The organism is Rhodococcus sp. KRD162 (assembly GCF_017168335.1).
Classification (GTDB): domain Bacteria; phylum Actinomycetota; class Actinomycetes; order Mycobacteriales; family Mycobacteriaceae; genus Rhodococcoides.
In genome coordinates this window covers 139,210-161,942 of record NZ_JABFAU010000013.1, presented here as the reverse complement: position 1 = coordinate 161,942, position 22,733 = coordinate 139,210, and the positions used below count along the sequence as shown (strand labels likewise).

Annotated in this window: 22 protein-coding genes, 1 tRNA gene and 1 pseudogene; 17 read left to right on the top strand and 7 right to left on the bottom strand. The window is 63.4% G+C overall.

Going from position 1 to position 22,733, the window contains the following annotated elements; genetic code table 11:
* Positions 1-98: 98 nt before the first annotated feature.
* The 5 genes from J1M87_RS17855 (at position 99) to J1M87_RS17835 (ending at position 5,856) form a co-directional block, all read left to right on the top strand.
* Positions 99-686: a hypothetical protein gene (locus tag J1M87_RS17855; protein ID WP_206490848.1), complete on the top strand. Its 588-nt coding sequence runs from the start codon at positions 99-101 to the stop codon at positions 684-686.
* A gap of 109 nt (positions 687-795) precedes the next feature.
* Positions 796-3,795 (top strand): type I DNA topoisomerase, encoded by a 3,000-nt coding sequence (gene topA, locus J1M87_RS17850; protein WP_206490847.1) that lies wholly within the window; start codon positions 796-798, stop codon positions 3,793-3,795.
* A 103-nt stretch (positions 3,796-3,898) separates the two neighbouring features.
* Positions 3,899-4,483 (top strand): DUF3558 family protein, encoded by a 585-nt coding sequence (locus J1M87_RS17845; RefSeq protein ID WP_206490845.1) that lies wholly within the window; start codon positions 3,899-3,901, stop codon positions 4,481-4,483.
* Positions 4,484-4,510: 27 nt separating this feature from the next.
* Positions 4,511-5,698, top strand: a complete 1,188-nt coding sequence (locus tag J1M87_RS17840) for a DNA polymerase III subunit delta' (protein WP_206490843.1) — start codon at positions 4,511-4,513, stop codon at positions 5,696-5,698.
* Between the two features lie 85 nt (positions 5,699-5,783).
* Positions 5,784-5,856: transfer RNA gene (locus J1M87_RS17835), tRNA-Thr, on the top strand.
* A 190-nt stretch (positions 5,857-6,046) separates the two neighbouring features.
* On the opposite strand, the pseudogene J1M87_RS29465 reads toward J1M87_RS17835, so the two are convergent.
* Positions 6,047-6,418: pseudogene (locus tag J1M87_RS29465) on the bottom strand (site-specific integrase); the annotation flags it as partial.
* An 881-nt stretch (positions 6,419-7,299) separates the two neighbouring features.
* On the opposite strand from J1M87_RS29465, the gene J1M87_RS29460 reads away from it, so the two are divergent.
* The 5 genes from J1M87_RS29460 to J1M87_RS17805 all read left to right on the top strand — a co-directional run bounded on the left by J1M87_RS29460 (position 7,300) and on the right by J1M87_RS17805 (position 10,357).
* Entirely contained in the window at positions 7,300-7,488 is a 189-nt protein-coding gene (locus tag J1M87_RS29460; RefSeq protein WP_374222409.1) for a colicin E3/pyocin S6 family cytotoxin, read from the top strand.
* The gene (locus tag J1M87_RS17820; protein WP_206490841.1) at positions 7,481-7,813 is read left to right on the top strand and encodes a hypothetical protein; all 333 of its coding nucleotides are present in this window, start codon (positions 7,481-7,483) and stop codon (positions 7,811-7,813) included. Before J1M87_RS29460 ends, J1M87_RS17820 begins: the two co-directional genes overlap by 8 nt.
* A gap of 5 nt (positions 7,814-7,818) precedes the next feature.
* Positions 7,819-8,742, top strand: a complete 924-nt coding sequence (locus tag J1M87_RS17815; RefSeq protein WP_307830851.1) for an ImmA/IrrE family metallo-endopeptidase — start codon at positions 7,819-7,821, stop codon at positions 8,740-8,742.
* Between the two features lie 206 nt (positions 8,743-8,948).
* Positions 8,949-9,626, top strand: coding sequence for a hypothetical protein (locus J1M87_RS17810; RefSeq protein WP_206490840.1), 678 nt, complete (start codon positions 8,949-8,951; stop codon positions 9,624-9,626).
* Between the two features lie 176 nt (positions 9,627-9,802).
* Entirely contained in the window at positions 9,803-10,357 is a 555-nt protein-coding gene (locus J1M87_RS17805; RefSeq protein WP_206490839.1) for a hypothetical protein, read from the top strand.
* A gap of 322 nt (positions 10,358-10,679) precedes the next feature.
* Here J1M87_RS17805 and J1M87_RS17800 read toward each other — a convergent pair whose 3' ends face one another.
* Positions 10,680-11,471 (bottom strand): maleylpyruvate isomerase N-terminal domain-containing protein, encoded by a 792-nt coding sequence (locus J1M87_RS17800; RefSeq protein WP_206490837.1) that lies wholly within the window; start codon positions 11,469-11,471, stop codon positions 10,680-10,682.
* Between the two features lie 55 nt (positions 11,472-11,526).
* Positions 11,527-12,285: an enoyl-CoA hydratase/isomerase family protein gene (locus J1M87_RS17795; RefSeq protein WP_206490835.1), complete on the bottom strand. Its 759-nt coding sequence runs from the start codon at positions 12,283-12,285 to the stop codon at positions 11,527-11,529.
* Positions 12,286-12,402: 117 nt separating this feature from the next.
* Here J1M87_RS17795 and J1M87_RS17790 point away from each other — a divergent pair, with 117 nt between their 5' ends.
* The gene (locus J1M87_RS17790) at positions 12,403-13,002 is read left to right on the top strand and encodes a TetR/AcrR family transcriptional regulator (protein WP_206490834.1); all 600 of its coding nucleotides are present in this window, start codon (positions 12,403-12,405) and stop codon (positions 13,000-13,002) included.
* Between the two features lie 56 nt (positions 13,003-13,058).
* Positions 13,059-14,102 carry an alcohol dehydrogenase family protein gene (locus tag J1M87_RS17785; RefSeq protein WP_206490833.1) on the top strand — a complete coding sequence of 348 codons (1,044 nt, stop codon included), beginning with the start codon at positions 13,059-13,061 and terminating at the stop codon, positions 14,100-14,102.
* Here the strand turns inward: J1M87_RS17785 and J1M87_RS17780 are convergent.
* Positions 14,093-15,208 (bottom strand): DNA alkylation repair protein, encoded by a 1,116-nt coding sequence (locus tag J1M87_RS17780; protein WP_206490832.1) that lies wholly within the window; start codon positions 15,206-15,208, stop codon positions 14,093-14,095. The genes J1M87_RS17785 and J1M87_RS17780 overlap by 10 nt on opposite strands.
* Positions 15,209-15,217: 9 nt before the next feature.
* Positions 15,218-16,324, bottom strand: a complete 1,107-nt coding sequence (locus J1M87_RS29305; RefSeq protein ID WP_206490831.1) for a DUF2087 domain-containing protein — start codon at positions 16,322-16,324, stop codon at positions 15,218-15,220.
* Positions 16,325-16,489: 165 nt separating this feature from the next.
* Here J1M87_RS29305 and J1M87_RS17770 point away from each other — a divergent pair, with 165 nt between their 5' ends.
* The 5 genes from J1M87_RS17770 (at position 16,490) to J1M87_RS17750 (ending at position 20,960) form a co-directional block, all read left to right on the top strand.
* Positions 16,490-17,152, top strand: coding sequence for a TetR/AcrR family transcriptional regulator (locus J1M87_RS17770; RefSeq protein ID WP_206490830.1), 663 nt, complete (start codon positions 16,490-16,492; stop codon positions 17,150-17,152).
* Positions 17,149-18,039 (top strand): alpha/beta fold hydrolase, encoded by an 891-nt coding sequence (locus J1M87_RS17765; protein WP_206490829.1) that lies wholly within the window; start codon positions 17,149-17,151, stop codon positions 18,037-18,039. The genes J1M87_RS17770 and J1M87_RS17765 overlap by 4 nt, the downstream gene beginning before the upstream one ends.
* A 76-nt stretch (positions 18,040-18,115) precedes the next feature.
* On the top strand, positions 18,116-18,685 hold the full coding sequence (locus tag J1M87_RS17760; RefSeq protein WP_206490827.1) for a dihydrofolate reductase family protein: 570 nt from the start codon (positions 18,116-18,118) through the stop codon (positions 18,683-18,685).
* 27 nt (positions 18,686-18,712) lie between these two features.
* On the top strand, positions 18,713-19,951 hold the full coding sequence (locus J1M87_RS17755) for an AGE family epimerase/isomerase (protein WP_206490825.1): 1,239 nt from the start codon (positions 18,713-18,715) through the stop codon (positions 19,949-19,951).
* A 115-nt stretch (positions 19,952-20,066) separates the two neighbouring features.
* Positions 20,067-20,960: a LysR family transcriptional regulator gene (locus tag J1M87_RS17750; RefSeq protein ID WP_206490824.1), complete on the top strand. Its 894-nt coding sequence runs from the start codon at positions 20,067-20,069 to the stop codon at positions 20,958-20,960.
* Here the strand turns inward: J1M87_RS17750 and J1M87_RS17745 are convergent, their stop codons facing one another.
* Both J1M87_RS17745 and J1M87_RS17740 read right to left on the bottom strand, forming a co-directional pair.
* The gene (locus tag J1M87_RS17745) at positions 20,961-21,770 is read right to left on the bottom strand and encodes a carbohydrate ABC transporter permease (protein WP_241257118.1); all 810 of its coding nucleotides are present in this window, start codon (positions 21,768-21,770) and stop codon (positions 20,961-20,963) included. It abuts the gene before it with no gap.
* Complete coding sequence (locus tag J1M87_RS17740; RefSeq protein WP_374222408.1) at positions 21,760-22,731, bottom strand: carbohydrate ABC transporter permease; 972 nt, start codon at positions 22,729-22,731, stop codon at positions 21,760-21,762. The genes J1M87_RS17745 and J1M87_RS17740 overlap by 11 nt, the downstream gene beginning before the upstream one ends.
* Positions 22,732-22,733: the final 2 nt, after the last annotated feature.

The window sequence follows — 22,733 nt, the reverse complement described above, 5'->3', positions numbered from 1 at the left end:
ATGCCGAGGCGATCACAGAAGGGGGATGACGCATTTGCGAACCACCCAGGTGGGCGGAAAGCCGTGAGCGTGGGCGTCGATGTCCTAATGTCCTTGCTGTGAACCAGCTGTCCTTCTTCTCCGCCGAATCGTTGCCGCCCGCGGTAACCGATCTCAGCGGGCTGCTGGCTGCCACCGGCCATGTCGTCACCTCCTCGGGTTCGGCTCGTATTTCTGTCGTCGTCGACGCGCAATGGCGCGCGGATGCCATCGCCGAGCTCATCGAGCAATGCGGTCTGAAGGCAGAGCTGGGTCGATCGGAGGAAGATCGTCCGCTGGTGCGTACCGCGTCGGTACCCGAACTGTCGGCCTTGGCGTCGCTGTGGACCAAGGGTGCTGTCAAAGCAGTGCCGCCAGGTTGGGTGCCGGGTTCGCGGGAACTGCGCGCCTGGGTGCTCGCGTCGGGGCGGCCCGAGGCAGAGGGCGAGCGGTACGTTCTCGGACTCGACCCGCACGCACCGGACACGCATTCCGTCCTCGCCCAGTCGTTGATGCGGGCGGGCATCGCGCCGACCTTGATCGGCACTCGCGGCTCCGCTCCCGGGCTGAGAATCACCGGTCGACGTCGGCTTCTGCGTCTGACCGAGAACGTCGGCGAGCCTCCGCTCAACGTGGACGCGCGTACCATTTGGCCGCACGCCGAGTAGGAAGATCTACGACTGATCTGCGAGTATTTGGTCGGGGTATGTCAGTCTGTTAGTAGTGGGGCAGGCAAATCTGCCTGTGAAAACGCACTAGGGAAGGTTCGGCAGCAAGGTGGCAGCACGTAAGAACGGCACGGGGGACAGCTCCGCCGAGCCGCGTCGTCTGGTCATCGTCGAGTCTCCGACCAAGGCAAAGAAGATTGCTCCGTACCTCGGGAGCAACTACGTCGTCGAGGCCTCAGTCGGCCATATTCGTGACCTGCCCCGCGGTGCCGCCGACGTTCCCGCCAAGTACAAGGGCGAGCCGTGGGCGCGTCTCGGAGTGGACGTCGATCACGATTTCGAGGCCCTGTACGTCGTCTCGCCCGAGAAGAAGGGCAAGGTGGCAGAGCTCAAGGGCCTGCTCAAAGACGCCGACGAGCTCTACCTCGCAACTGACCCCGACCGCGAGGGTGAGGCCATCGCCTGGCATCTCCTCGAGACCCTGAACCCCAAGATCCCGGTTCGACGCATGGTGTTCCACGAGATCACCAAGCCGGCCATCCTCGCTGCCGCTGCCGACACCCGCGACCTCGATCAAGACCTCGTCGATGCCCAGGAGACCCGTCGTATTCTCGACCGTCTCTACGGCTACGAGGTCAGTCCGGTGCTGTGGAAGAAGGTCATGCCGAAGCTGTCGGCCGGCCGAGTGCAGTCCGTGGCCACCCGCATCATCGTCCAGCGTGAGCGCGAGCGGATGGCATTCCGCAGCGCCGAGTACTGGGACATCTCCGCCACGCTCGACGCCGGTGCCGAGGCATCGCCGCGTAGTTTCGGTGCTCGTCTGGTCAATGTCGACGGCAGTCGCGTCGCCGCCGGTCGCGACTTCGGTCCCGACGGCAAGCTCAAGACCGAGTCGGTGACCGTGCTCGACGAACCGCGTGCTCGACGCCTCGCCGAGGCTCTCGAGGGCGTCGATCTGACGGTCGCGTCGGCCGAGGACAAGCCGTACACCCGTAAGCCGTACCCGCCGTTCATGACCTCGACGCTGCAGCAGGAGGCCGGTCGCAAGCTGCGGTTCAGCTCCGAGCGGACCATGCGTGTCGCGCAGCGGTTGTACGAGAACGGCTACATCACCTACATGCGTACCGACTCGACGTCGCTGTCGGAGTCGGCGGTCTCCGCGGCCCGCGCGCAGGCAACCGAGCTCTACGGCCCCGAGTACGTGCATTCGACTCCGCGGCAGTACACCCGCAAGGTCAAGAATGCGCAGGAGGCGCACGAGGCCATCCGCCCCGCGGGTGATGTGTTCCAGACGCCGGGTCAGTTGCATTCGGCGTTGCAGACCGACGAGTTCCGCCTCTACGAGTTGATCTGGCAGCGGACAGTGGCCTCGCAGATGGCCGATCTGCGCGGCACCACGTTGACCCTGCGCATCACCGGAACGGCAGGAACCGGCGAGGAGTGCACGTTCTCTGCTTCGGGTCGCACCATCACGTTCGCCGGCTTCCTCAAGGCGTACGTCGAGAGTGTCGATGACGAGGCGGGCGGCCAGACCGACGACGCCGAGTCGCGTCTTCCTGCGCTCGTGGCGGGTCAAGCGGTGACGGCAACCCAGCTCGATCCCGACGGGCACACCACCAATCCGCCCGCGCGATTCACCGAGGCGTCGCTGATCAAGACGCTCGAGGAACTGGGCATCGGTCGGCCGTCGACGTACTCGTCGATCATCAAGACCATCCTCGACCGCGGATACGTCTACAAGCGCGGTAGTGCCTTGGTGCCGTCGTGGGTGGCATTTTCGGTGATTGCGTTGTTGGAGGGGCACTTCGGGCGGCTCATCGACTTCGATTTCACGGCAGGCATGGAAGACGATCTCGACGCGATCGCGGGAGGCCGTGAGCGACGCGGAGATTGGTTGCAGAGCTTCTACTTCGGCGGCGACACCGGTGCCGAGGGCTCGGTGGCGCGTTCGGGTGGCCTGAAGAAGATGGTGGGCCAGAACCTCGAAGACATCGATGCGCGCACCATCAACTCGATCCGCCTGTTCGACGACTCCGAGGGTCGCGAAATTCATGTGCGCGTCGGCCGTTACGGCCCGTACCTCGAGCGCATGGTGCGCAACGACGAGGATCCGGACGGCGATCCGATCAGCCAGCGAGCCAACCTTCCCGACGATCTGCCGCCGGACGAGTTGACGATCGAGTTCGCCGAAAAGCTCTTCGCCACGCCGCAGGAGGGTCGCAAGCTCGGTGTGGATCCATTGACCGGCCACGACATCGTCGCCAAGGAAGGCCGATTCGGTCCGTACGTCACCGAGATCCTGCCCGAGCCGGAACCCGAGCCGACGCCCCCGCAGCCCGACATCGTGCCCGTACCGCAGGATAACGATTCCGGCGGCGGTACCAAGACTGCAGTGAAGAAGGCGGCGGCCAAGAAGGCACCTGCGAAGAAAGCTGCGGCCAAGAAGGCTGCCGGTCCGAAGCCGCGCACCGGTTCGCTGCTCAAGTCGATGGATCTGGCGACCATCACTCTCGACGATGCCCTCAAGCTGCTGTCGTTGCCCCGCGTCGTCGGAGTCGATCCGGAATCCAAGGACGAGATCACCGCGCAGAACGGCCGTTACGGCCCGTATCTGAAGAAGGGCACCGATTCTCGTTCGCTCGCTGACGAGGATCAGATGTTCACCGTGACGCTGGAGGAGGCGCTGAAGATCTACGCCGAGCCCAAGCGTCGGGGCCGTCAGGGCGAGGCCAAGCCGCCGCTGCGCGAATTGGGCGTCGACCCCGTCAGTGAGAAGCCGATGGTGATCAAGGACGGTCGATTCGGGCCGTACGTCACCGACGGTGAGACCAACGCGAGCCTGCGCAAGGACGACGAGGTGGAATCGATCTCCGACGATCGTGCGTCGGAGTTGTTGGCGGACAGGCGTGCTCGCGGCCCGGTGAAGAAGAAGGCCGCAGCGAAGAAGGCTCCTGCCAAGAAGGCTCCAGCGAAGAAAGCGGCGGCGAAGAAGACCGCGGCCAAGAAGGCTCCGGCGAAAGCAGCAGCGAAGAAGGCCCCGGTGAAGAAGGCAGCGGTGAAGAAGACCGCTGCCAAGAAGGCGCCCGCGAAGAACGCAGACGGCGAATAGCCGCGCGCGCGACATCATGGATGAAATCTCGCCTTCGGCCGTCCGTACCGTCGGGGTTGACCGATCGCGGGAACATTCCGGCGCTCGGTCGCGTCGAACTGCGATGAAACGTGGATCGATCGGTCTGGTGACCCTCTGCTGCACCGTCGTCCTGTCGACGGGCTGCACCCAGGTGGTCCAGGGGAACGCTACCGCCGCTGCCGGCCAGATCTCCGGTAGTCCGTCGACGTCGAGACCCAGTGTGCCTGCCGGGCAGAATCTGGACCCGTGCACCCTGCCGTTGAAGTCCTTGGACCCCGACGGCACACTCGGTTTGCGAGAGACGAATTCGCCGTCGACTCCGGGGAGATTCGGAATTTGCATCTGGCTCAGTTCCGATTACTCCCTGTCGGTCGATGTCACCGTCAGCGACTACGTGTCGTATCCGGATCCGGGGTCGAATCCCAACGTGGAGGACTTCCGCTCGGAAAAAGTCGGTGCATTCACGTTCGACGTGTTTCGGGCGGTCTCTACCATCGGCGACGACGGCAAGAGCGAATCGTGCAATGCACAGACGGAGACATCGGCGGGCAATGTCAGCGTCGGCGTCATCGAGATCGATCTGGAACGCAGCCGGTCTCTCGATGCCTGCAGCACAGTGGAGCAGATCGTTCGCTCGCTCGAGCCGTACCTTCCCGCACCGAAGTAGTCGGTCCCAACCATTAGGGTTGCGAGCATGGCGGGTGTGTTCGATCGACTGGTCGGTCAAGAGGATGTCGAGGCCGATCTGACGGCCGCCGCGGTGGCTGCCCGTTCCGGCGTGGATTCCTCGGCGATGACGCATTCGTGGCTGTTCACCGGACCGCCGGGGTCGGGCCGTTCCGTTGCCGCCTTGTGCTTTGCTGCAGCCTTGCAGTGCACCACCGAGGGATCTCCCGGGTGTGGGCACTGTCAGGCCTGCTCGACGACCATGGCCGGCACGCACGGCGATGTGCGACGCGTTGTCCCGGAGGGCTTGAGCATCAGCACCAAGGAGATGCGTGACATCGTCTCCATCGCCTCGCGTCGTCCCAGCACAGGTCTGTGGCAGGTGGTCGTGGTCGAGGACGCGGATCGGCTCACCGAGGGTGCCGGAAACGTGCTGCTGAAGGTCGTCGAGGAACCGCCGGCGCGGACGGTGTTCCTGCTGTGTGCGCCCTCGGTCGATCCGCAGGACATCTCGGTGACGCTGCGCTCGCGGTGCCGTCACGTGTCGCTGGTGACCCCGACGGTGCCTGCGATCGCCCAGGTCTTGCAGACCCGCGACAAGCTCGATGCCGAGACGGCGCAGTGGGCCGCGTCGATCAGCGGCGGCCATGTGGGCCGGGCCCGGCGCCTGGCCACCGACGAGGACGCGCGAGCGCGGCGCACCCGCGCGCTGGCGCTGGCGTCGGCAGCAGCCAGGCCCAATCAGGCGTACCTGGCGGCCGAGGAGTTGGTGAAGGCCGCCGAGGACGAGGCCAAAGAGATGAGCGCCTCGAGGGACGAGGCCGAGACCGAGGAATTGCGCACGGCCCTGGGGGCCGGCGGTACCGGCAAGGGCGCGGCGGGTGCGTTGCGCGGCTCGGCCGGTGTACTCAAGGACCTCGAACGGCGGCAGAAGTCTCGTGCCACCAGAACCGGACGCGATTCATTGGATCGGGCGCTGATGGACCTGGTTGGCCTGTATCGAGATGCACTCGCCCGCTCGTACGGTTCCGCCGCCACCGCGACGCATCCCGACATGGCCGAGCAGGCCGAGCGGATGGCGAAAGCTGTCTCGCCGGAGGCGCTGCTGAAGAGCATCGAGGCAATCCTGGAGTGCCGAGAGTCCTTGGCCGTCAACGCGAAGCCGAAGTTCGCGATCTATGCAATGGTCGCGACGCTGGGGGACGTGCTGCGCTAGCTCTGCGCCTCGTAGCCTGAGCGCGCGGGAGGCGATTTTCGTTTCGCCCCGGTGCTCCGTTAGACTTACCAACGCCGAAAGGCACGCCGCCTTAGCTCAGTCGGTAGAGCATTTCACTCGTAATGAAAAGGTCAAGAGTTCGATTCTCTTAGGCGGCTCAGAGAACGAAACCCCCTCACCAGCAGCAATCGGTGAGGGGGTTTTCGTGCGTCTCGGCACCGGGATCGGACTGGCGTCGAACAGCCTGTAGCGCACCAACTCCCGGATCGACTCAGAAGCCGGGGAACAGCTGTTCGAGTGCCCGAGCTGTGCCGACGCCGCGCTCAGTCCGAGTTCGCGCTCGATCATCGTCCCTACGGTCTTGCGGAAGCTGTGCGGCTTCACCCAGGCGTAGTCGTCTCCTCGCACCTGTCGCCACGAGGTCCGGACGTTTCCCGGCCACCGCGGCGTGCCGAGTCGAGAGGGGAACACCAGGCCCTCGGCCGACGGGATACCGCGGTCCCGTTGTCTTCCCAGGGCATCGGCTGAAAAGGCAGGGATCGTCACCGAGCGCCGGCCGCTCTTTGTCTTCGGGTGGTTCTGGAGAAACACCCCGGTGCCGGCCAGCTCGACGAGTGTCCCCGCAACGGTCACCACTACAGGGCCGTCACCATCGAGGCCCGCGACGTCCAGCCATCGGAGCGCAAGGCATTCACCGATCCGGGTACCGGGGCCGATCATCACGTCGATGACCGCTGCCAGATCGTGGGCGCGTTCCGGGCCGAACCGCTTGCGGCCGTCGCCCAGGTCTCGGTCCTGCCATGCGGCAACTCGTCGGCGTAGCTCGTGCACGTCGTTGACATCGAGGGCGCGAGCTTGGTTGCTCGAGGTCGTGGCTGGGCTGGTGTCTCTCACCGGATTGCTGTCGACCGCATCGAGCCGTGCGGCGAGAGCAAACGCCTGGCTGAGGATTTCCCGCGCGTCACGCTTCCCGGAGTCGTACGCACAGCCTGGAGGAAGATCTCGATTCGGCCGGTGGTGGCCTCGTGTTGTCGAACCTTGCTGAGGCCCGACGCGATGATCTTGTCGATGCATCGCTGGTACCCGGCAAGGGGCTGTGGTGAACGCCTCGACGACAAGTGTGTCATATACGAGCACGCCTAGTCCGGCGATCTTACCGAGCGGGAACGCCGGTTGCTTCCCGTGATCGGCGGGAATCAGATGCACCGCCTCGAGCTGCTGTAACACCGCGGCCTATCTGTGCAGACTATTCGTTCGATGCTTTCGTCGATGACCGTTGCTCAGGGTGATACGTCCCGGCCCACCACGACTTCGGCGTCAAACTTGCCGCCCGCCGGGGTGAAGGTGAATTGACCGGTGGCGGAATGCATGAGCGGGTGTAGGAATCTGCCGCCTGTACCCCTCAGCGCCGAAACGACACCCCGCAGGACACCCAAGGAACGGTGCCCGCGGGCTCCGTCGTCAGCGTGGGTGTCGATTGCGTCGACGACCGCGAGGGCGGTTACGGTATCGGTGCGCAGTATGCGTCAGATGTCGAGTGGAGGTCGCCTCGTTTGGACGGGCAGTACATCGCGAGGCAAGAGCCGGACTTTTTGTCGCTCATGGAAAAATATTCGTGGAACGGCGAGTCAAGATGGCGTGACGGTACGAAACAGCGTATTTACACGTACGATCGTAGACACGGCCACGTAGAAGCGTATACAAGACGCGGCCGCCACGTCGCCGTGTTGGACGTGAGGACGGGCGAACGGATTGGTCCGGCAGTCAACGGAAGGAGCATCGATGTCTGAGTCAGCTACTACTTTTGTCGATGCCTGCGTCCGGGGTGAGGCATTCGCTCGCGACATCGACGACTGGGTTGACACGTGGCACGACACAGATTTTGCGGGTTCAGAGCCTAGTCTCGACGAGTTTCTCGGCTTTTCCGATGGCGAAGGCGCTCTCTGGGTTGAGAAGCCGGAGTCGTTGTCTGTAATTGTCGCTGCACACAAGCTAGGGGTACCGGTCGCAGAACTGCTAGTGGGGCAGAGTTCCTACGCGCTCGCCGCGCGTTCTGCTTCACCAGAGGACGCGGCATCGGTCCTGCAGTGGCTGATCGAACGTGGACGTATTTAGGGAACGTGGCCGACCCACTACGTCGGTCCGGGGCGTCCCCAGATCGTGACGCATCGCGCAATGCTGCCTCAACACTGCGTGAACGGCATGGTCTAACACAGCCTGTTGATGTCGCCGAGGTGGTCAGCCACTATGCAACCCTCGAAGAGGCGAACTGGCCCTTTACCGGTGTAGACGGTTTGTCCATCGACTGCGGCGGTCTTGAGCCAAAAATCTTCTTTCGCAGTGACGTCGACCGCCTGCGCACGCGTTTCACAATTGCCCACGAGCTTGGCCACGTAATGCTCGCGTGGCACTTTGGAGACAGTGAGTGCCTACTAGACAAGTCGAATCAAACCGACCCGCGTGAAGTCGAGGCCAACGCTTTTGCAGCCGAACTTCTTATGCCGGAGGTATGGGTGGCCGACCTGATGACCGAGCATAAGTTTGACATGACGAAAGTGTTGTCGGCCCTTGGCGAAGCCGAAACCAGCGTTACAGCCTCACTAATCGCGCTCAGCTCTGTGCTCCCTGTCGGTTGGGCTTTTCAAATGAACAATGCAGATCCCATCCTCTCCCAGGAGCGGAGGGTGATCCGTCGAAGGGAGCTCGACGCGACTTGTCATCCGGGCGGTGTCGTAACGCTCCACGGGCAGACTGTTCGCTGGTGGCGGCGCTTCCGCAGGGAGGTTATGCCCGAATTGCTTTCGGGCCGGGCAGAGGCAGACGAGAAGCTGATGCGGGTAGCCGAGATGTCGGGCAACGCCTTCACTGCACATCAACTTCATTCCAAGATCGCAGGCTTGATGGGATCACAGAAAACTCGTCGCCTTCTCGCCGTCCCGGAGTTGGCCTATTCCTATGCAAAGTGGAGACTTCTGACCGAGAGCGCCTTGCAGACGACGGAGTTCGATTCGTGGCTTCGGTGGAAGCTAGCCGACTTCTCTTGATCACAAAGTTTCATCGCATCAATCACAATTCTGTCGACTTGGCGGCCGGCCACCAGCGCTCTGGACGGGGGAGCGGTCGTCGTCCATAGCTGCTTAGTGCGGTACCCGCCGGCGGCTCGGCGATGCGTCCGAAAGTGCTGAGGAAGCTGCGCACGACAGGTAAACGTTCTTGAGGCGTCGATCGGGTTGATCGTCTGAGGGAACTTGTGACCGAGGACATGCTTCTGGGGACATGCCAGAGTGACCAGGATGGGAAAATCTCATCCGGGGCGTGTCCAGCCGGAGCTGGCAGGCCCCTCAAAATCGACCGGTCGAGTCGCAGGGTCGATTCGGATTGCTCCGAACCTGTCGTAGCCCACCGCTACTTTTACGGTATGGAACTGGACCTTGAGCACCGGAAGCTACTCGACGAGCACCTCACTGCCACTTCGCTACCGCCGCGGCACGTTATTCATACAGTCGGGACGCTCGTCGACGCCAACGACATCGTGGTCTCGTTCACCGAGTACGACTCAACGGAGCCGACGAAGTGGCGCGTCTTCGCACTCACCCCAACCGCTATCGTCCACACCGAGATCCAGTACGACACCGACAACTACGACCGCGAGGAAGAGTCCTCGCCTTGGCGGCGAACCAACCGACCCGCGATGACAATCAACGCAGCATGGACGCGACCGATTCGAACTATCACTGGTCTCCACCTCACACAGGTAGGGGATCTCGTCAGAACTGACCTCGGACGCCCATGGTTCAGAACTGCATCGCACATCGCATTCGCCGACCACTCGACTATGACCCTCCCGAACGAAGAGCACCTGTACTGCGATGACGTTCGACGTAGGGCAACCGATTTCGTCAAAACGCTCCGCAGCCTGATCGCCTGAGCGGTGGCGCACTCTGCCCAACCGCAGCGTTCAACATCGAGGTTGCTGCACGGAGCTGAAGACCGTGCAGGGAGCAATCCGGTGTGGCCCACTTTCTTGGGCGGTCCGCCGGTTTAGCTGGTTCGAGAGATGTACGTCAGGGTCCGAGCTTAGATGGTCCCCGCTACGATCCGCGCATGACTGTACGTAACTTGCTGGTCGGGGTCGTGGCTGTTTTTATCTTCATCTTGGGCGCGATGGTCGGATGGATGATTGACGGGAATATGACTGCCGCCTGGGTTTCAGCAGGCGGTACCTGGGTCGGGGCACTCGGAACCATCGCTGCGATTTTGTGGGCAATTCGAACATTTTCTCATCAGGTTTCCACAGACGCTGCTGCCGAGCGGAAACATCGAGGTGATGAAGAGGAGCTAGCGAAACGCGTAGTCGTGGGCGAGAGTAAAGCGAAATCAGCAGGTGTCGAGACAACCGTCTCGATCTCGGTCGATAACCTTACTGACAAACTGGTCGAGGTTGAGTCCGTTCGTTTTGGTCACGCCGCAATGACGAACCAAGATTGGTTCGGATCGAAACCTCTAACGCTGCAACCAAATTCGCAGGCATGGCGCGGAAAATTTAACATTGATTCTCAGGCGAGAGATGCGCATCTGGGGACAGTGGTCACCTACAGCGTCGGTGGCGTTCGCTGGCAACGGTCACCCGAGCAAGCGCCGAGAAGGCAAGGAACGTGAGCGCCCAGATATCGAGGTGCGCCCGTTCTTAGCGAATGCGATTCGTCGGGGCTCCCCTGTGTCGGATCTCGGATCCGACCCATCAGGGCACTTTAAGGGCACGGTAACTGTGCACACCCGGCAAGAACGGTTGGAATGCGAATAATCGCCGGAGCGACTGACCTGCGCTGTTTGCAACTAGCGATACCAGATGGACCATCGAGCAGGTTGGTCCGTAATGAAAAGGTCAAGAGTTCGATTCTCTTAGGCGGCTCAGAGAACGAAACCCCCTCACCAGCAGCAATCGGTGAGGGGTTTTCGTGTCTTGTATTCCCGGACCCGTTCAGAAGCCGGGAAACAGCTGTTCGAGATCCTCGCGGTGTGTCGGGCCGGTGACGTGCACATCGTCCTCACGGCGGAGGCGACCGTAGACGAGCCTGGTCAGGGCGTCGGACGTTCCGGTGACGGTGCTCGGCGCACTGTGGTCGGTTCCGGTCTCGATATGGACTTCGTCGTCGATCACGAGGCGATCGCGATGGTCGTCGTGCACCACGAGGATCTGCCGCTCAGCGAGTCGCTGCCGGACTGCTCCGTCGTGGAAGCGAGAGGCGATCATGTCGATTCGCCGCCATACGAGGTCGAGCTGGCCGACCGTCGCCGACGGGTCGAACACCTCCGCGATGTCCCAGCCGTGCAGGGCATGTTCGGAGAGCCGGTAGCCGAGGTATGTGGTCAGGTCCATCGGGCCGGCGAAGTACGGAATCTGCAGCGTGTTCTCCTGCTCGACGGTGATGTCCGCGAGCAGTCCGAGATGGGCGGCGTCGGCGTGCTGCCATTGCCGCCGTTGCTCGATGGGGCTCAGGGAGTTCCATCGGTCCCAGATCGGTACGAGTTCGTCTCGTTGCGGGCCGCGGTGGTCTCCGGCCAACCCGCGGCGCACCAGTTCGGTACAGATCTCGGCGGCGCTGCCGAGGTGCGAGAGAACCTGCGCGACTGTCCAGTCCCCGGTGTGAGTTGCCTGCGACAGATCTTCCGTGTTCAGCCCGTCGACCACGTGCCGTAGGTCGTTCGAGGAGCTCTGTAGGGCGACCAGCCATTCTCGTGAGGGGCGCGTCGTCGGGTTGCGGTGGGACATTGTTCTCCTCGGTCGGTGATGATGGGGTTCGAGCAGGCGGGCGAGGCGGTGTGCGTCAGCCCTGGTAGGGCATGTCGGCAGCGGTGAGGCCCTCGAGTGCCATGCCGAACGGCACGTCCTGCACGATTCGTTTGCGCAGGTTCCGGTTCAGGGTCTGCTTCTGCAGGGTTCGGTACAGAGCCGGTTTCGCAGCGAGGCCGCGTGCGATCTCGAGCCCGCGTTCGAGCGCCCGATCGTGTGCCAGCACCTCGCTGACGACGCCCCATTGCAGCGCGGTGTTCGCGTCGATCGACTCGCCGGTCCACAGCAACCACTTCGCGCGAGCGGTTCCGAGGATCTCCTCCCAGACGACCTGGACGCCGTCGCCGGCGGTGATGCCGAAGGTGGGGTGCGGCGAGTCGCCGTACTCGGCCTGTTCGGAGGCGATGTGGATATCGGCGAGTAGCAGGTATTCGGAGTGGATGGTCGCCGGGCCGTTCGCGACACCGATCACCGGCATGGGCAGCTCGACCAGGCGCTGGAGAACCTTCGCACCCTCGACACGGGTCTTCTCCCAGGCGGCCGGCTTGAAGATCTCGCCGAGGCTCGGGCCGTCGATGTCTTTCACGAAGTAGTCGCCGGTGCCGGTGAGCACCATGGCCTTGTTGTCACGATCCAGCGCGATCTTCTCGAGCAGGGCCGGAAAGTCCTCGTGAGTTCGCCCGGTGAAGGTGAGCGGTTCGCCGTCCGTGTGGAGGCGCACCAGCAGCACGCCGTCCTCGTCGCGCGTGATGGCGAAGTTGTCGTACTCGGTGAAGTATGCCGGGGCGGTCATGGTGCGCCTTTCGTCGTTAACTGAACAGGTCTGTTCATGTATCCGAGTGAACAGGTCGGTTCAGTTGTTGTCAAGTCTTGACTGAACAGATCTGTTCAGTGCGGGTAGGATCGGGACATGACCACCGTCAAGACTCGCCGCAGGCCGGGGCTCGAGCGTGTCCTCGCGACCGCCGACCGGCTCTTCTACGAACGCGGGATCCATGCGACGGGTGTCGATCTGATCGCCGAGGAGGCCAGCGTCTCGAAGGCCACCATGTACACCTATTTCCGCACCAAGGACGATCTGGTGGCGGCCTATCTGCAGGGGCGTAGCGACGGCTGGCAGCGGCATGTCGCCGAGCAGCTGGAGGCACGTGGGGGAAGCTCGATCGACAAGGCGTTGTCGGTCTTCGATCTCCTCGGCGAGTGGTTCGTCACGGACGATTTTCGAGGTTGCCCGTTCATCAACGCCGAGGCTGAGTCGACCCAGGACTCGCCGGGGCACCGCGTCAATCTCGGGCATCGCGGATGGGTGCGAGAACTGTTCGCCGATCTTCTGCAGCCGATAGGTGTCACCGGCTCGGACGAGATGCTCGTCCTTCAGCTCACGACTCTGTACGACGGCGCTATGGCCAGTGCCTACGCCGAACCAGGGCCGGCCTGGGCGCATGCCGCGCGAGAAGCAGCCCGCGCCCTCATCGACCGGTTCAACGCCGAGCACTCTCGCGTCGAGTAGGTCGAGAGTGCGGTCGTATCGACCCCGTCGCCGCGTTCGTCCTGCACGATGAGCTCATGCAGACCGACAGCGCCCGCGGCGACCTGATGACAGCGATCGTCACCACCGGCCACGGTGGATACGACAAGCTCCTCGTCTGCGAGGTGCCCAAACCTGTGCCGGGTCCGGGTGAGGTGCTCGTTCGAGTACTGGCGGCAGGGATGAACAACACCGAGATCAACACGCGCGTGGGTTGGTATCGAGACGGTGGGTGGAACGACGCGACGCCTTTTCCGCTGATACAAGGTACGGACTGCTGCGGGCTCGTGTGTGCGGGTGCCGGGATCGACGAATCTCTCGTCGGTCGCCGCGTCCTGATTCGATCCTGCATGCGGGTCGACGGCTTCTCGTCGATGCAGACGCGCTGGTTGGGTTCGGATATGGACGGCGCGTTCGCCCAGTTCGTCGTCGTTCCGGCGAGTGAGGTATTCGTGGTCGACTGTGAGTGGAGCGACGCGGAGCTGGCGACCATCCCGTGTGCGTACGGTACGGCGGAGAACATGATCGCCCGTGCTGGTGTAGGTCGCGGATCGACGGTGTTGATCACCGGCGCATCGGGCGGAGTCGGTTCTGCCGCAGTGCAACTGGCAACCCGACGTGGCGCACGGGTGATCGGTGTCGCGAGCCGTGCCAAGCACGATCAGCTCCGCGAACTCGGTATAGACCAGGTGTACGGACGCGATGCGGACCTGGTGGTCGCCCTGGGCAGGCACAGTGTCGATGTGGTGATCGACAACGTTGCCGGTGACGGTTTCGGCCGCCTGCTCGACCTACTCGTCCGCGGAGGTACCTATGTGTCCTCTGGCGCGATTGCCGGACCCGTCGTCGAGTTGGATCTACGGACGATGTACCTGAACGATCTCACTCTCCTCGGGTCCACGGCGTGGGACGAGGATGTGTTCGCGAACCTCGTGTCGTACATCGAAGCCGGGGACATTCGTCCGCTGCTGGCCGAGTCGTTTCCGCTCGAGCAGATCGCCGCGGCGCAGCAACGCTTCGTGGAGAAGGGGCATGTCGGAAAGTTCGTGCTCGTTCCGCCTGCGGTTCATGATCAGGCGTGATCGGCCCACTGGCTCGCGAGTACGAACTCCGCGCGCCCGGAACCGACGCCATTGATCTGAAGCTCGATGGCGTGCGGCCCCGGGTAGTACCGGCGGGTGGTCAACGTCCTGAACGAATGGCGTCGTCCGACGTCGATGCTCTGACCGGGCTCGATCGTCTTGGTCGTCAGTTTGAACGTCTTCGCGCTCATTCCGCCGTTGGCTTTCGTGTGATGCACGATGTAGTCGATCGCGACCTTGGCCGGTTCGTCGCCGACGTTGCGGATCGATGCTGTGAATTCCACGCTCTCGCCGATCGGTACCTGCGTGATGTCGAGGGTAGGGCCCTCGACCTCCAGCTCGACTGGACCGAAGCCCAACAGAGCGAGCGCGTCGGAGTGTCCGTTCTTGATCACCGTCCGGAGCGCATGCCGCACAAGGCGATCGGTGGTCTCGCTCGGGTCGTCGAGCCACCGGGCGGCGGTGGTGACGACCAGGTCCGGAACGTCTCGGCTGAAGTCGTTGAGATGGTTGGCGACCGAACGCCGCACGTAGTCACTGTCGTCTCTGTAGAGCCTGTCCAGAATCGGCACCGTGACGCCAGGGCGCGCCAGTATCTCGGGGACTCGCACCGACCACGGCAGATAGGGGCGGGTGCCCTCCGAGGCGAGCCGCCGAACGTGCTCGTCGGAAGAGTGCGTCCATTCGAGCGCGATTGCGAGCGATCGATCCGCATCCGCTCGAAGAAATGTACGGATGGCGAACTCCGAGGTGAGTCGGCCGGTGAGTTCGGCGAGCAGAGACATTCCGTCGTCGAAGGCTTCGGACGTCTTCTCCGCCACAGCTTTCGATGCGACGGCGCTCGTGGCGGGCCAGATCAACCAGCCCTCGAAGTCCCTGTCCTCGGCGGCCCGTCGGATGGTACGGGCGAACTCCGCGTAGGTTCCGGGCAGTCCCGTCAGAAGCGCCTCGCGAAGCAGATCTGCGCGAGCTCGAAGTGCAAGCGAACCCAACTGATCGGCTGCTCCCTGCAGGGCGTGCAGGTCCGCTGTCGGTGCGGCGGCATGGGTGGTCCGAAACAGCGCACGGGCGGCGTCCGGGCCGATGAGTTCGTCGGCGAAGGGCATGAGTGCTTTCTACTCCGTTCCGCTGCGTGCCCGATACATCGAACCCGCGGGGTTTCGCTCGAGGTATCCGGTGTCCACGAGCTCGCGTCGCAGTGTCGCGTAGTCGTCGTCGAACAATCTGCACAGTTCGTTGATCTGGTGTTCGGAGGACCAGCTCGTCGAACTCACTTGTCGTGCAATAGCATTCAGGAATCCGGGACGATCCCGACTGTATCGAGACATCTGGGTCGGAGGCGGCGTCCTCCGGGGTAGCGTCCGAAAGCTCTCGAAGGTTGCCGCGTCGACGACGAGGTGTTCGTCCACCCGAGTCACCACCGACAGCGCGAACAGCCGCGCAACGGCCTTGCCGATCGCGCGGCCGGGTAGTTCGGTGTGAGATCGGAGTGCAGTCAATGTCGAGACTCCGCTGCCGATCGCGAACAAAACCGACCGCAGTTCCGGGTCTGCGAGCACATGAAGCACGCTGGTGGCGTGGTCCAGCAACGGCGCATCGTCGTGGACGCCGATGGATTCGAATCGCAGCGGAACACCGGTCTGCGCAACCATCTCGTCGGTGAAGTTCACCTCGGGGACGGACCCGGATCGTTTTCTGAGCAGGCCGATCCCTGCCTGGTCGTCGATCGCGGGGATCGTCAGGGCCTCGACATCATCGGCGCGGAAGCGTAGGAGTGCATTCCACAATGGATTCGCCTCGGCCGGCAGGGACGAGTTCTCGATGGCCAGAATTCCGCCGGCAGCAATGTATGGCCACAAGGCGCGTATCAGCCGTGCGTCGGTCACCAAGGACGTGCTCTCGACGAAGGCGAGATCGAACGGGCCGATGTCCCGCAGGTGGCGTGCCGGTAGGTCGAACACGGAACCGGTGATCGATTCGACGAAATCGAAACGCGGCCGATGTTCGCGAACGAAGTCGTCGATCCCGCAGTCGCTCGGATCAGCGGCAAGGTTCCACAGTGTGGGCGATGCTGCGACGGAGATCGATTCGAGAGTCAGTGCCAGTGCGCGCACGGCACTCGCCGAGCAGATCGTCAGAACTCGTTGTGGCCGAACCATTGTCACCAGGCCTGCCACGATCGTGGACACGCTGCCTGCGCCATCCGCGGAACTGGTGGACACGGTAGCCCCTTTCCGAAGGCCCGATGAGATGCGCGCGCTCCGGGGTGTGGCATGCGCGCTCGATTGCGGTTCTCTCCACCCTCTCACGGCCGTGTGACTCGGCTACCCGAGTCCGGTGATACGATTCGAGACGTGCCGTATCGTATTTGGAATTCGAGGTAGCCGATGGAGACACGTCGCGCTGGGCGTCCACGTGACGACGAGCGAGAGTCCGACATCCTGCGAGCCGTCGCCGATTTGCTCGGCGAGGTCGGCTATGACGCTCTCACCTTCGAGGCCGTCGCGCGCCGGGCAGGAGCGTCGAAGGCGACACTGTATCGGCGGTGGAAGACCAAGCGTGAGATGGTTATTGCCGCAATCAAAGCCGGACCGGCCCGTGCGGACGGTCCGGTCGACATCGACACCGGTTCGCTGCGCGGAGATCTACTCGCTCTGTGTGAGCGCCTGGTGCAGACGATGATGGCGGCCGACGGCTCGATGTCGCTGCTACTGCTTCAGGCCGGGCTCGAGGATCCGGAACTGTGCGAGGAGGTCGAGCGGACGGCAGGTCCCACCGGTGCCCGGCTTCCGGCGTCGGTTCTCGACGCAGCAATCCGGCGCGGTGAACTGCCGAGCGGCACCGACCCGTTTCCGTTCGAGGAAGTCGTGGGCGCAACGATTCTGCTCAGGCGACTCAACGGCCTCTCCGTCGATGACCGCTATCTCCGGGCACTCGTGGATTCGGTGATCGTTCCCGCTCTGCGCGTAACAGCATCCCAACCCAAGGACCTTCCGGCGGGGATCTTTTCCGGTCACCCAGCCCACCGAGTCGACGAGGAGACGACATGACTGCATTCACGATCGAAGGATTCCGCTACGAGAAGGTTCCAGGCTGCGAGGGCGTCGAGCTCAGCGTGGCAGTGGCAGGCACCGGGCCGGCATTGGTGCTGCTGCACGGGTTTCCGCAAACGCACTTCATGTGGCGAACGGTTGCCCGCGAACTGGCCGCCGACCACACCGTCATCGTCCCTGATCTGCGCGGATACGGCTCGAGCGACAAGCCGGTCGAGAGTAGCCCCGCCACGTATTCCAAGCGGACGATGGCGCGCGACATCCTCGCTGTCGCCGCATCGTTCGGGTTCGACAGTTTCGGTCTGGTGGGCCATGACCGCGGAGCCCTTGTCGGTGTTCGCGCCGCCCTCGACCACCCTTCGGCGGTGCGATATCTCGGCATTCTGGACGTGCTTCCCACCGCCGACACCTGGGACGTGTTGCGGGGAGTCGACGCCAAAGTGGCCTGGCACCTGTATCTCATGGCGCAACCGACAGGGCTGCCGGAGCGGATGATCAGGGCCGTCGCGCCCGAATTCTTCGCATCGTTCCTGGACGCGTGGGACCCCGATGGTTCGACCTTCACTCCGGATGTGCGGCAGCACTACATCGACAGTTCGGTCGGTGCGGTGGATTCCATCGTCGCCGATTATCGCGCGACAGCGGGCATCGACCTCGAGATGGATCTCCAGGACCGCGCCGACGGCAGACAGCTCATCATGCCGGTGGGAGTGATTTCGCAGGATTGGGGATCGCAACTGGGGTTCGACGCGGCGTCGCTGTGGAGGGCCTGGGCGAGGGATTCGACGTATGAATCCATCGATGCGGGCCACTTCATGGCGGAAGCGAAACCGAAGGAGATCGCGCACTTCATCACCCGCTTGTCCGAGCGCGACAAGGCTTGATCGCACCGTCCTGCCGGTGACTTCGGGAACCGGCGAAGGTCGATACTTCGGAACCCGATCGACTTCAAGGAGCGACATGGCAATTCTGACCTACAACATGCATGTTTCCCTCGACGGCTACATCGAGGACCCTGCAGGCAGGATCGATTTCTCCGTACCCGACGAGCAGACACATCGATTTTCCAATCAGCAGACCGAGTCGACCGCTGCCTTCCTGTTCGGGCGTCGCCTGTACGACGTCATGGAGGACTTCTGGACGGATCCAGAACGCGCCGACGGTGAGGAGGTCGAGGCAGAGTTCGCCGAGCTGTACAAGGCCACTCCGCGGATCGTCTTCTCCGACACCCTCGACGCCGTGGCCGACGGCTGCCGGCTGGTGCGCAGCGTCGATGCTCTCGCAGAGGTGCAGCGGCTCAAGCGCGAGACCGAGGGAAAGTTGGCTGTGGGCGGGGCCGGCCTGGCCGAGTCGTTGGTGGAGGAGATCGATCAGTTCGAGCTCATCGTTCTGCCGACCATCCTCGGCGGCGGGAAGCCGTACTTCCCTGTGGGCCGTCGACTCGATCTCGTTCTCGAGGAGCAGCAGCTCTTCGAAGTATCGAGATGGATGTATCTGCGCTACAGCGTCTCTCGTCGACAGTCGCCGTAACAGTCGACCGCGGCGCACAATGAGCACATGACTTGCGGAGACCGGGACAGCTGGCTGACGCTGCCGTCCCATCACGTGTGGCTCGACACCGAATCCTCGCGCCTGCTCGGATTCGGAACCTCGCTCGAGCATCCTGCAGGTGGCGCGGTGTGGCTCGACGATCGTGGCAATCCGGATCTCGCGCATCCGGCGCTGACGTACATCACGGCACGAATGGCGCACGTCCACTATCTCGCATCCATACGGGGGCGACCAGGATCCCAGCGGACGGCGGATCGCGTCTTCGACGGACTGCTGACGACCTTGCGGGACAGCCGAAACGGTGGCTGGTTCGAGTCCAGCGCCGATGCACTGTCACCGGATGCCGCCAAGACCGCCTACACGCATGCCTTCGTGGTGTTGGCAGCATCGGCAGCAACGGGCGCGGGACACCCGAACGGGCGGGAGCTGCTGGGCGAAGCCCTCGATGTGGTGGAGCGCCGGTTCTGGGACGACCAGTACGGGATGTGTGCAGATACCTGGAATGCGGACTGGACAGAACTCGACGACTATCGCGGCATCAACGCCAACATGCACATGGTCGAGGCCTTGCTGACGGCCGTCGATGCGGGGGCTCGGACGATATGGCGGGAACGCGCAGTGCGCATCTGCGACAACGTGATCGGCTGGGCCGAGCAGAACGAGTATCGAATCCCGGAACATTTCACCGCCCAGTGGCACCCGCAGCTCGAGTACAACAGCAACGACACCGCGAACCAATTCAAACCCTACGGCGCAACCGTGGGCCACGGATTCGAGTGGGCGCGACTTCTCGTTCAGGCAAGCCTGGCCGATACCGGTGTCCGCGGACGCCGCTACGTCGAGGCTGCCGAGTCGTTGTATCACCGAGCGGCGCAGGACGGTTGGCAGCCAGGTCCGACGCCCGGGTTCGTCTACACCACGGACTGGGCCGGACGGCCTGTGGTGACCGGACGCCTGCACTGGGTGCTGTGCGAGGCGATCGCTGCTGCTGCCACCCTCGGCCGTCACACCGGAGAAGACCGCTACCACAGTGACTATCGCACCTGGTGGGATATCGCCGCCGACTGCTGCGTAGACGGCGTCGACGGTTCCTGGCATCACGAACTCGACACCCGGAACCGGCCGGCCGCCACGGTATGGAGCGGCAAACCCGATCTGTACCACGCCGTCCAGGCCACCTGGATCAGCCGGTACCCGCCGAGCTCGAGTATGTTGGCGGCGCTGCACACCTCGGCCAACCACTGAACGACGCGTCCGCGGCGCGTGTCGCCAAGAATGCATCGGACGGATGTCCGGTGTTCATGCGTCGTTGTGTTCGCTCCGTAGCCTGGCGAGATAATCCCACCTCGAAGGGCAGGTCATGGAGCTCAGGCATCTGACGGCATTCATCGCCCTCGCCGAGGAACTGCACTTCGGACGCGCCGCCGCGCGCCTGCACATGACGCAACCGTCGCTGAGCACCCAACTGCAGAAGCTGGAGAAGTCGTTGGGCGTGACGTTGGTGGCCAGGACCTCCCGCGAGGTGACCCTCACACGCGCCGGGCGGGAATTCGAGAATCAGGCGCGGCTCATCGTTCGGCAGATGGACACCGCCGCGAAGGTGACCAGGGCCGTCGCGACCGGAGAGGAGCGGGCGCTGAACGTCGGCTACAACCTACCTGCCAGTCGTCACGTACTACCTGGTGCCCTGGCTCGGATGAGTCGCAATCACTCCGAGGTCGTCGTCTCGCTGTGGGAGAAGCGAACAGGCCCACAGCTTGCGGCTCTCGACGACGGAACCCTCGATGTCGCGTTCGTGTACGGCCGCCCCGCTTCGGCAGAGTTTCGGCACCGGCGCGTGCTGCAGGCCCTGCCGCTCGTGGCCGTGGTCGGCCGGGCACACCGTTGGGCGGGCCGGTCCAAAGTTCCTTTCGCGGAGTTGGCGACTCAATCCTGCGTTCTGTTCGACCGGGAGCAGTGCCCGGCCATGTACGACTCGATCTTCGCGGCGGCCGCCGACAGCCGCATCGGGCTGCACGTGGCTCAGACGGCCGATGATCCCGGTGCTACGGCTCACGTGGTCTCGGTGAAGCCACTGGTCGGATTCGCGTCGTGGTCGCGGGCGACCTCGGCGGGGATGGGGGCTGTCGGAGCCGACACCGTTGCCGTCACATTGTGCGACCCGGTTCCGACGATAGATCTGTATCTGGTCTGGCGCGGTGAGGAGTCGAACCCCGCGGTGGAAGCCTTCGTGAGCTGCATCGAACCGGCGTGATCACTTCAACCCCGATCTGACGAACGCGTCGACGATGTGCCGCTGCAGCACGACATAGAGTAGGAAAACAGGCAGGCAAGCCATTCCGGCGACGGCCATCATCGGACCCCAATCGGTGCCCTCGGTCCCCATGAAACTGCGGAGACCTAGCTGCAGTACGGCATTGCTGCGCTGCAATACCACTGCAGGCCAGAAGTATTCGTTCCAGGAGTTGATGAACAGCAGGATCGAGAGCGCCGCCAGTGCAGGTCTGAGGTTGGGAACCACCACCGTCCACAGGATCGACCACGACGAGCGTCCGTCCAGCCGGGCTGCCGAGATGAGTTCCTTCGGGAACCCTGCCATGTGTTGACGAAGCAGCAGCACCGCCAATGCCGAACACAGAGTGGGCATGACCACGCCTGCGAGAGTGTTGATCAGTCCCAGCTGATACAGCAGAACGTAGTTCGGCAACATCGTCACCTGGAACGGCACCAGCCACGTGCCGACGAAGGCGAGGTACAGCACCTTCTGGAACCTGAAGGTGTACATCGCGAAGGCATACGAGGCGAGCAGTGCGATCAGTAGTTGCGCCGTCGACGACGCGAGAGCGACGGCGAACGTGTTGCCCAACAGTCCGAGCAGATCGACCTTCTCGGATGCGTCGGAGTAATTGGCGAGCGAGAGCGGCCAGGGAACGGGTGCGAGTGAATAGACGTCCCCTGGCCTTCGCAGCGATGTCGCGAACAACCAGTAGATCGGGAACACGCAGACCAGTGCAGCGGTGCCGAGCATCAGGTGACCGCGGAGGCGGCCGAAGTCAATCGTCATGGAAAGCAACCTTTTCCGACAGCCAGACCAGTCCGCCGGCAATGGCCCCGAATCCGACGAACAGTACGATCCCCGCAGCGGCGCTCAGGCCGGCATCGAATGTGCGGAACCCGTAGTCCCACAGCAGGTAGTAGATGTTCGTCGTCGAGCGAGATGGCCCACCCTGGGTTAGGGTATCGATGAGTGGGAAGGTCCACTGGGCACTGAGGAGCACGGTCATCAGTGCCAGGAACACCAAGGTGGGCGAGAGCAGAGGCAGGACGATCCAGCGGTCGATCTGCGAGTTCGATGCGCCGTCCATTCGCGCGGCCTCCTGATACGAGGTGTCGACACCGGCCATACCAGCGGATACCACCAGCACTGCGAAACCCAGGAAATGCCAACCGGTGATCACGATGATGACGAACTGTGCGGTGTCGGCGTCCTGGATCCAGTTGCGGTCGGACCCGAGGATGCGATTGACGATCCCGGCTCCTGGGTCGAGGAGCCACTGCCAGACGGCCGCGCCGGCTACGGGCGCAATCAGAAACGGGGCGAAAATCAGGCTCTGGTAGATCACCCGCGCCCGTCCGCTCACCGATCTGGTGGCGAACGCGACGATCACCGGCAGTATCAGAGAAAAAGGCAACAGTCCGAGAATGAGAACCACTGTGCGCCAGAGAGAATCCGCTACGTCGGGTAGCTCGAGCAGTCGTCGATAGTTCGCGGATCCGACCGGCACCATCGGAGTCGTCGGTAGGAGATTCCACGAATATGTGGACAGTTCCGCCGCCTGTGCCAAGGGGCGATAGGTCCAGATGATCAACAACGCGACGGCCGGTGTCAGATACAGGTAGGGCTGCGCAGATCGGACCAGGCGCGTCCATCGGGTCTGCAGGGCATGCTTACCGGTGTCCACGGTCTCTACGCCGGCAACGGTGTCCACGGCCGCGTTCGGTGGATCTTCGACGACGACGAACACTC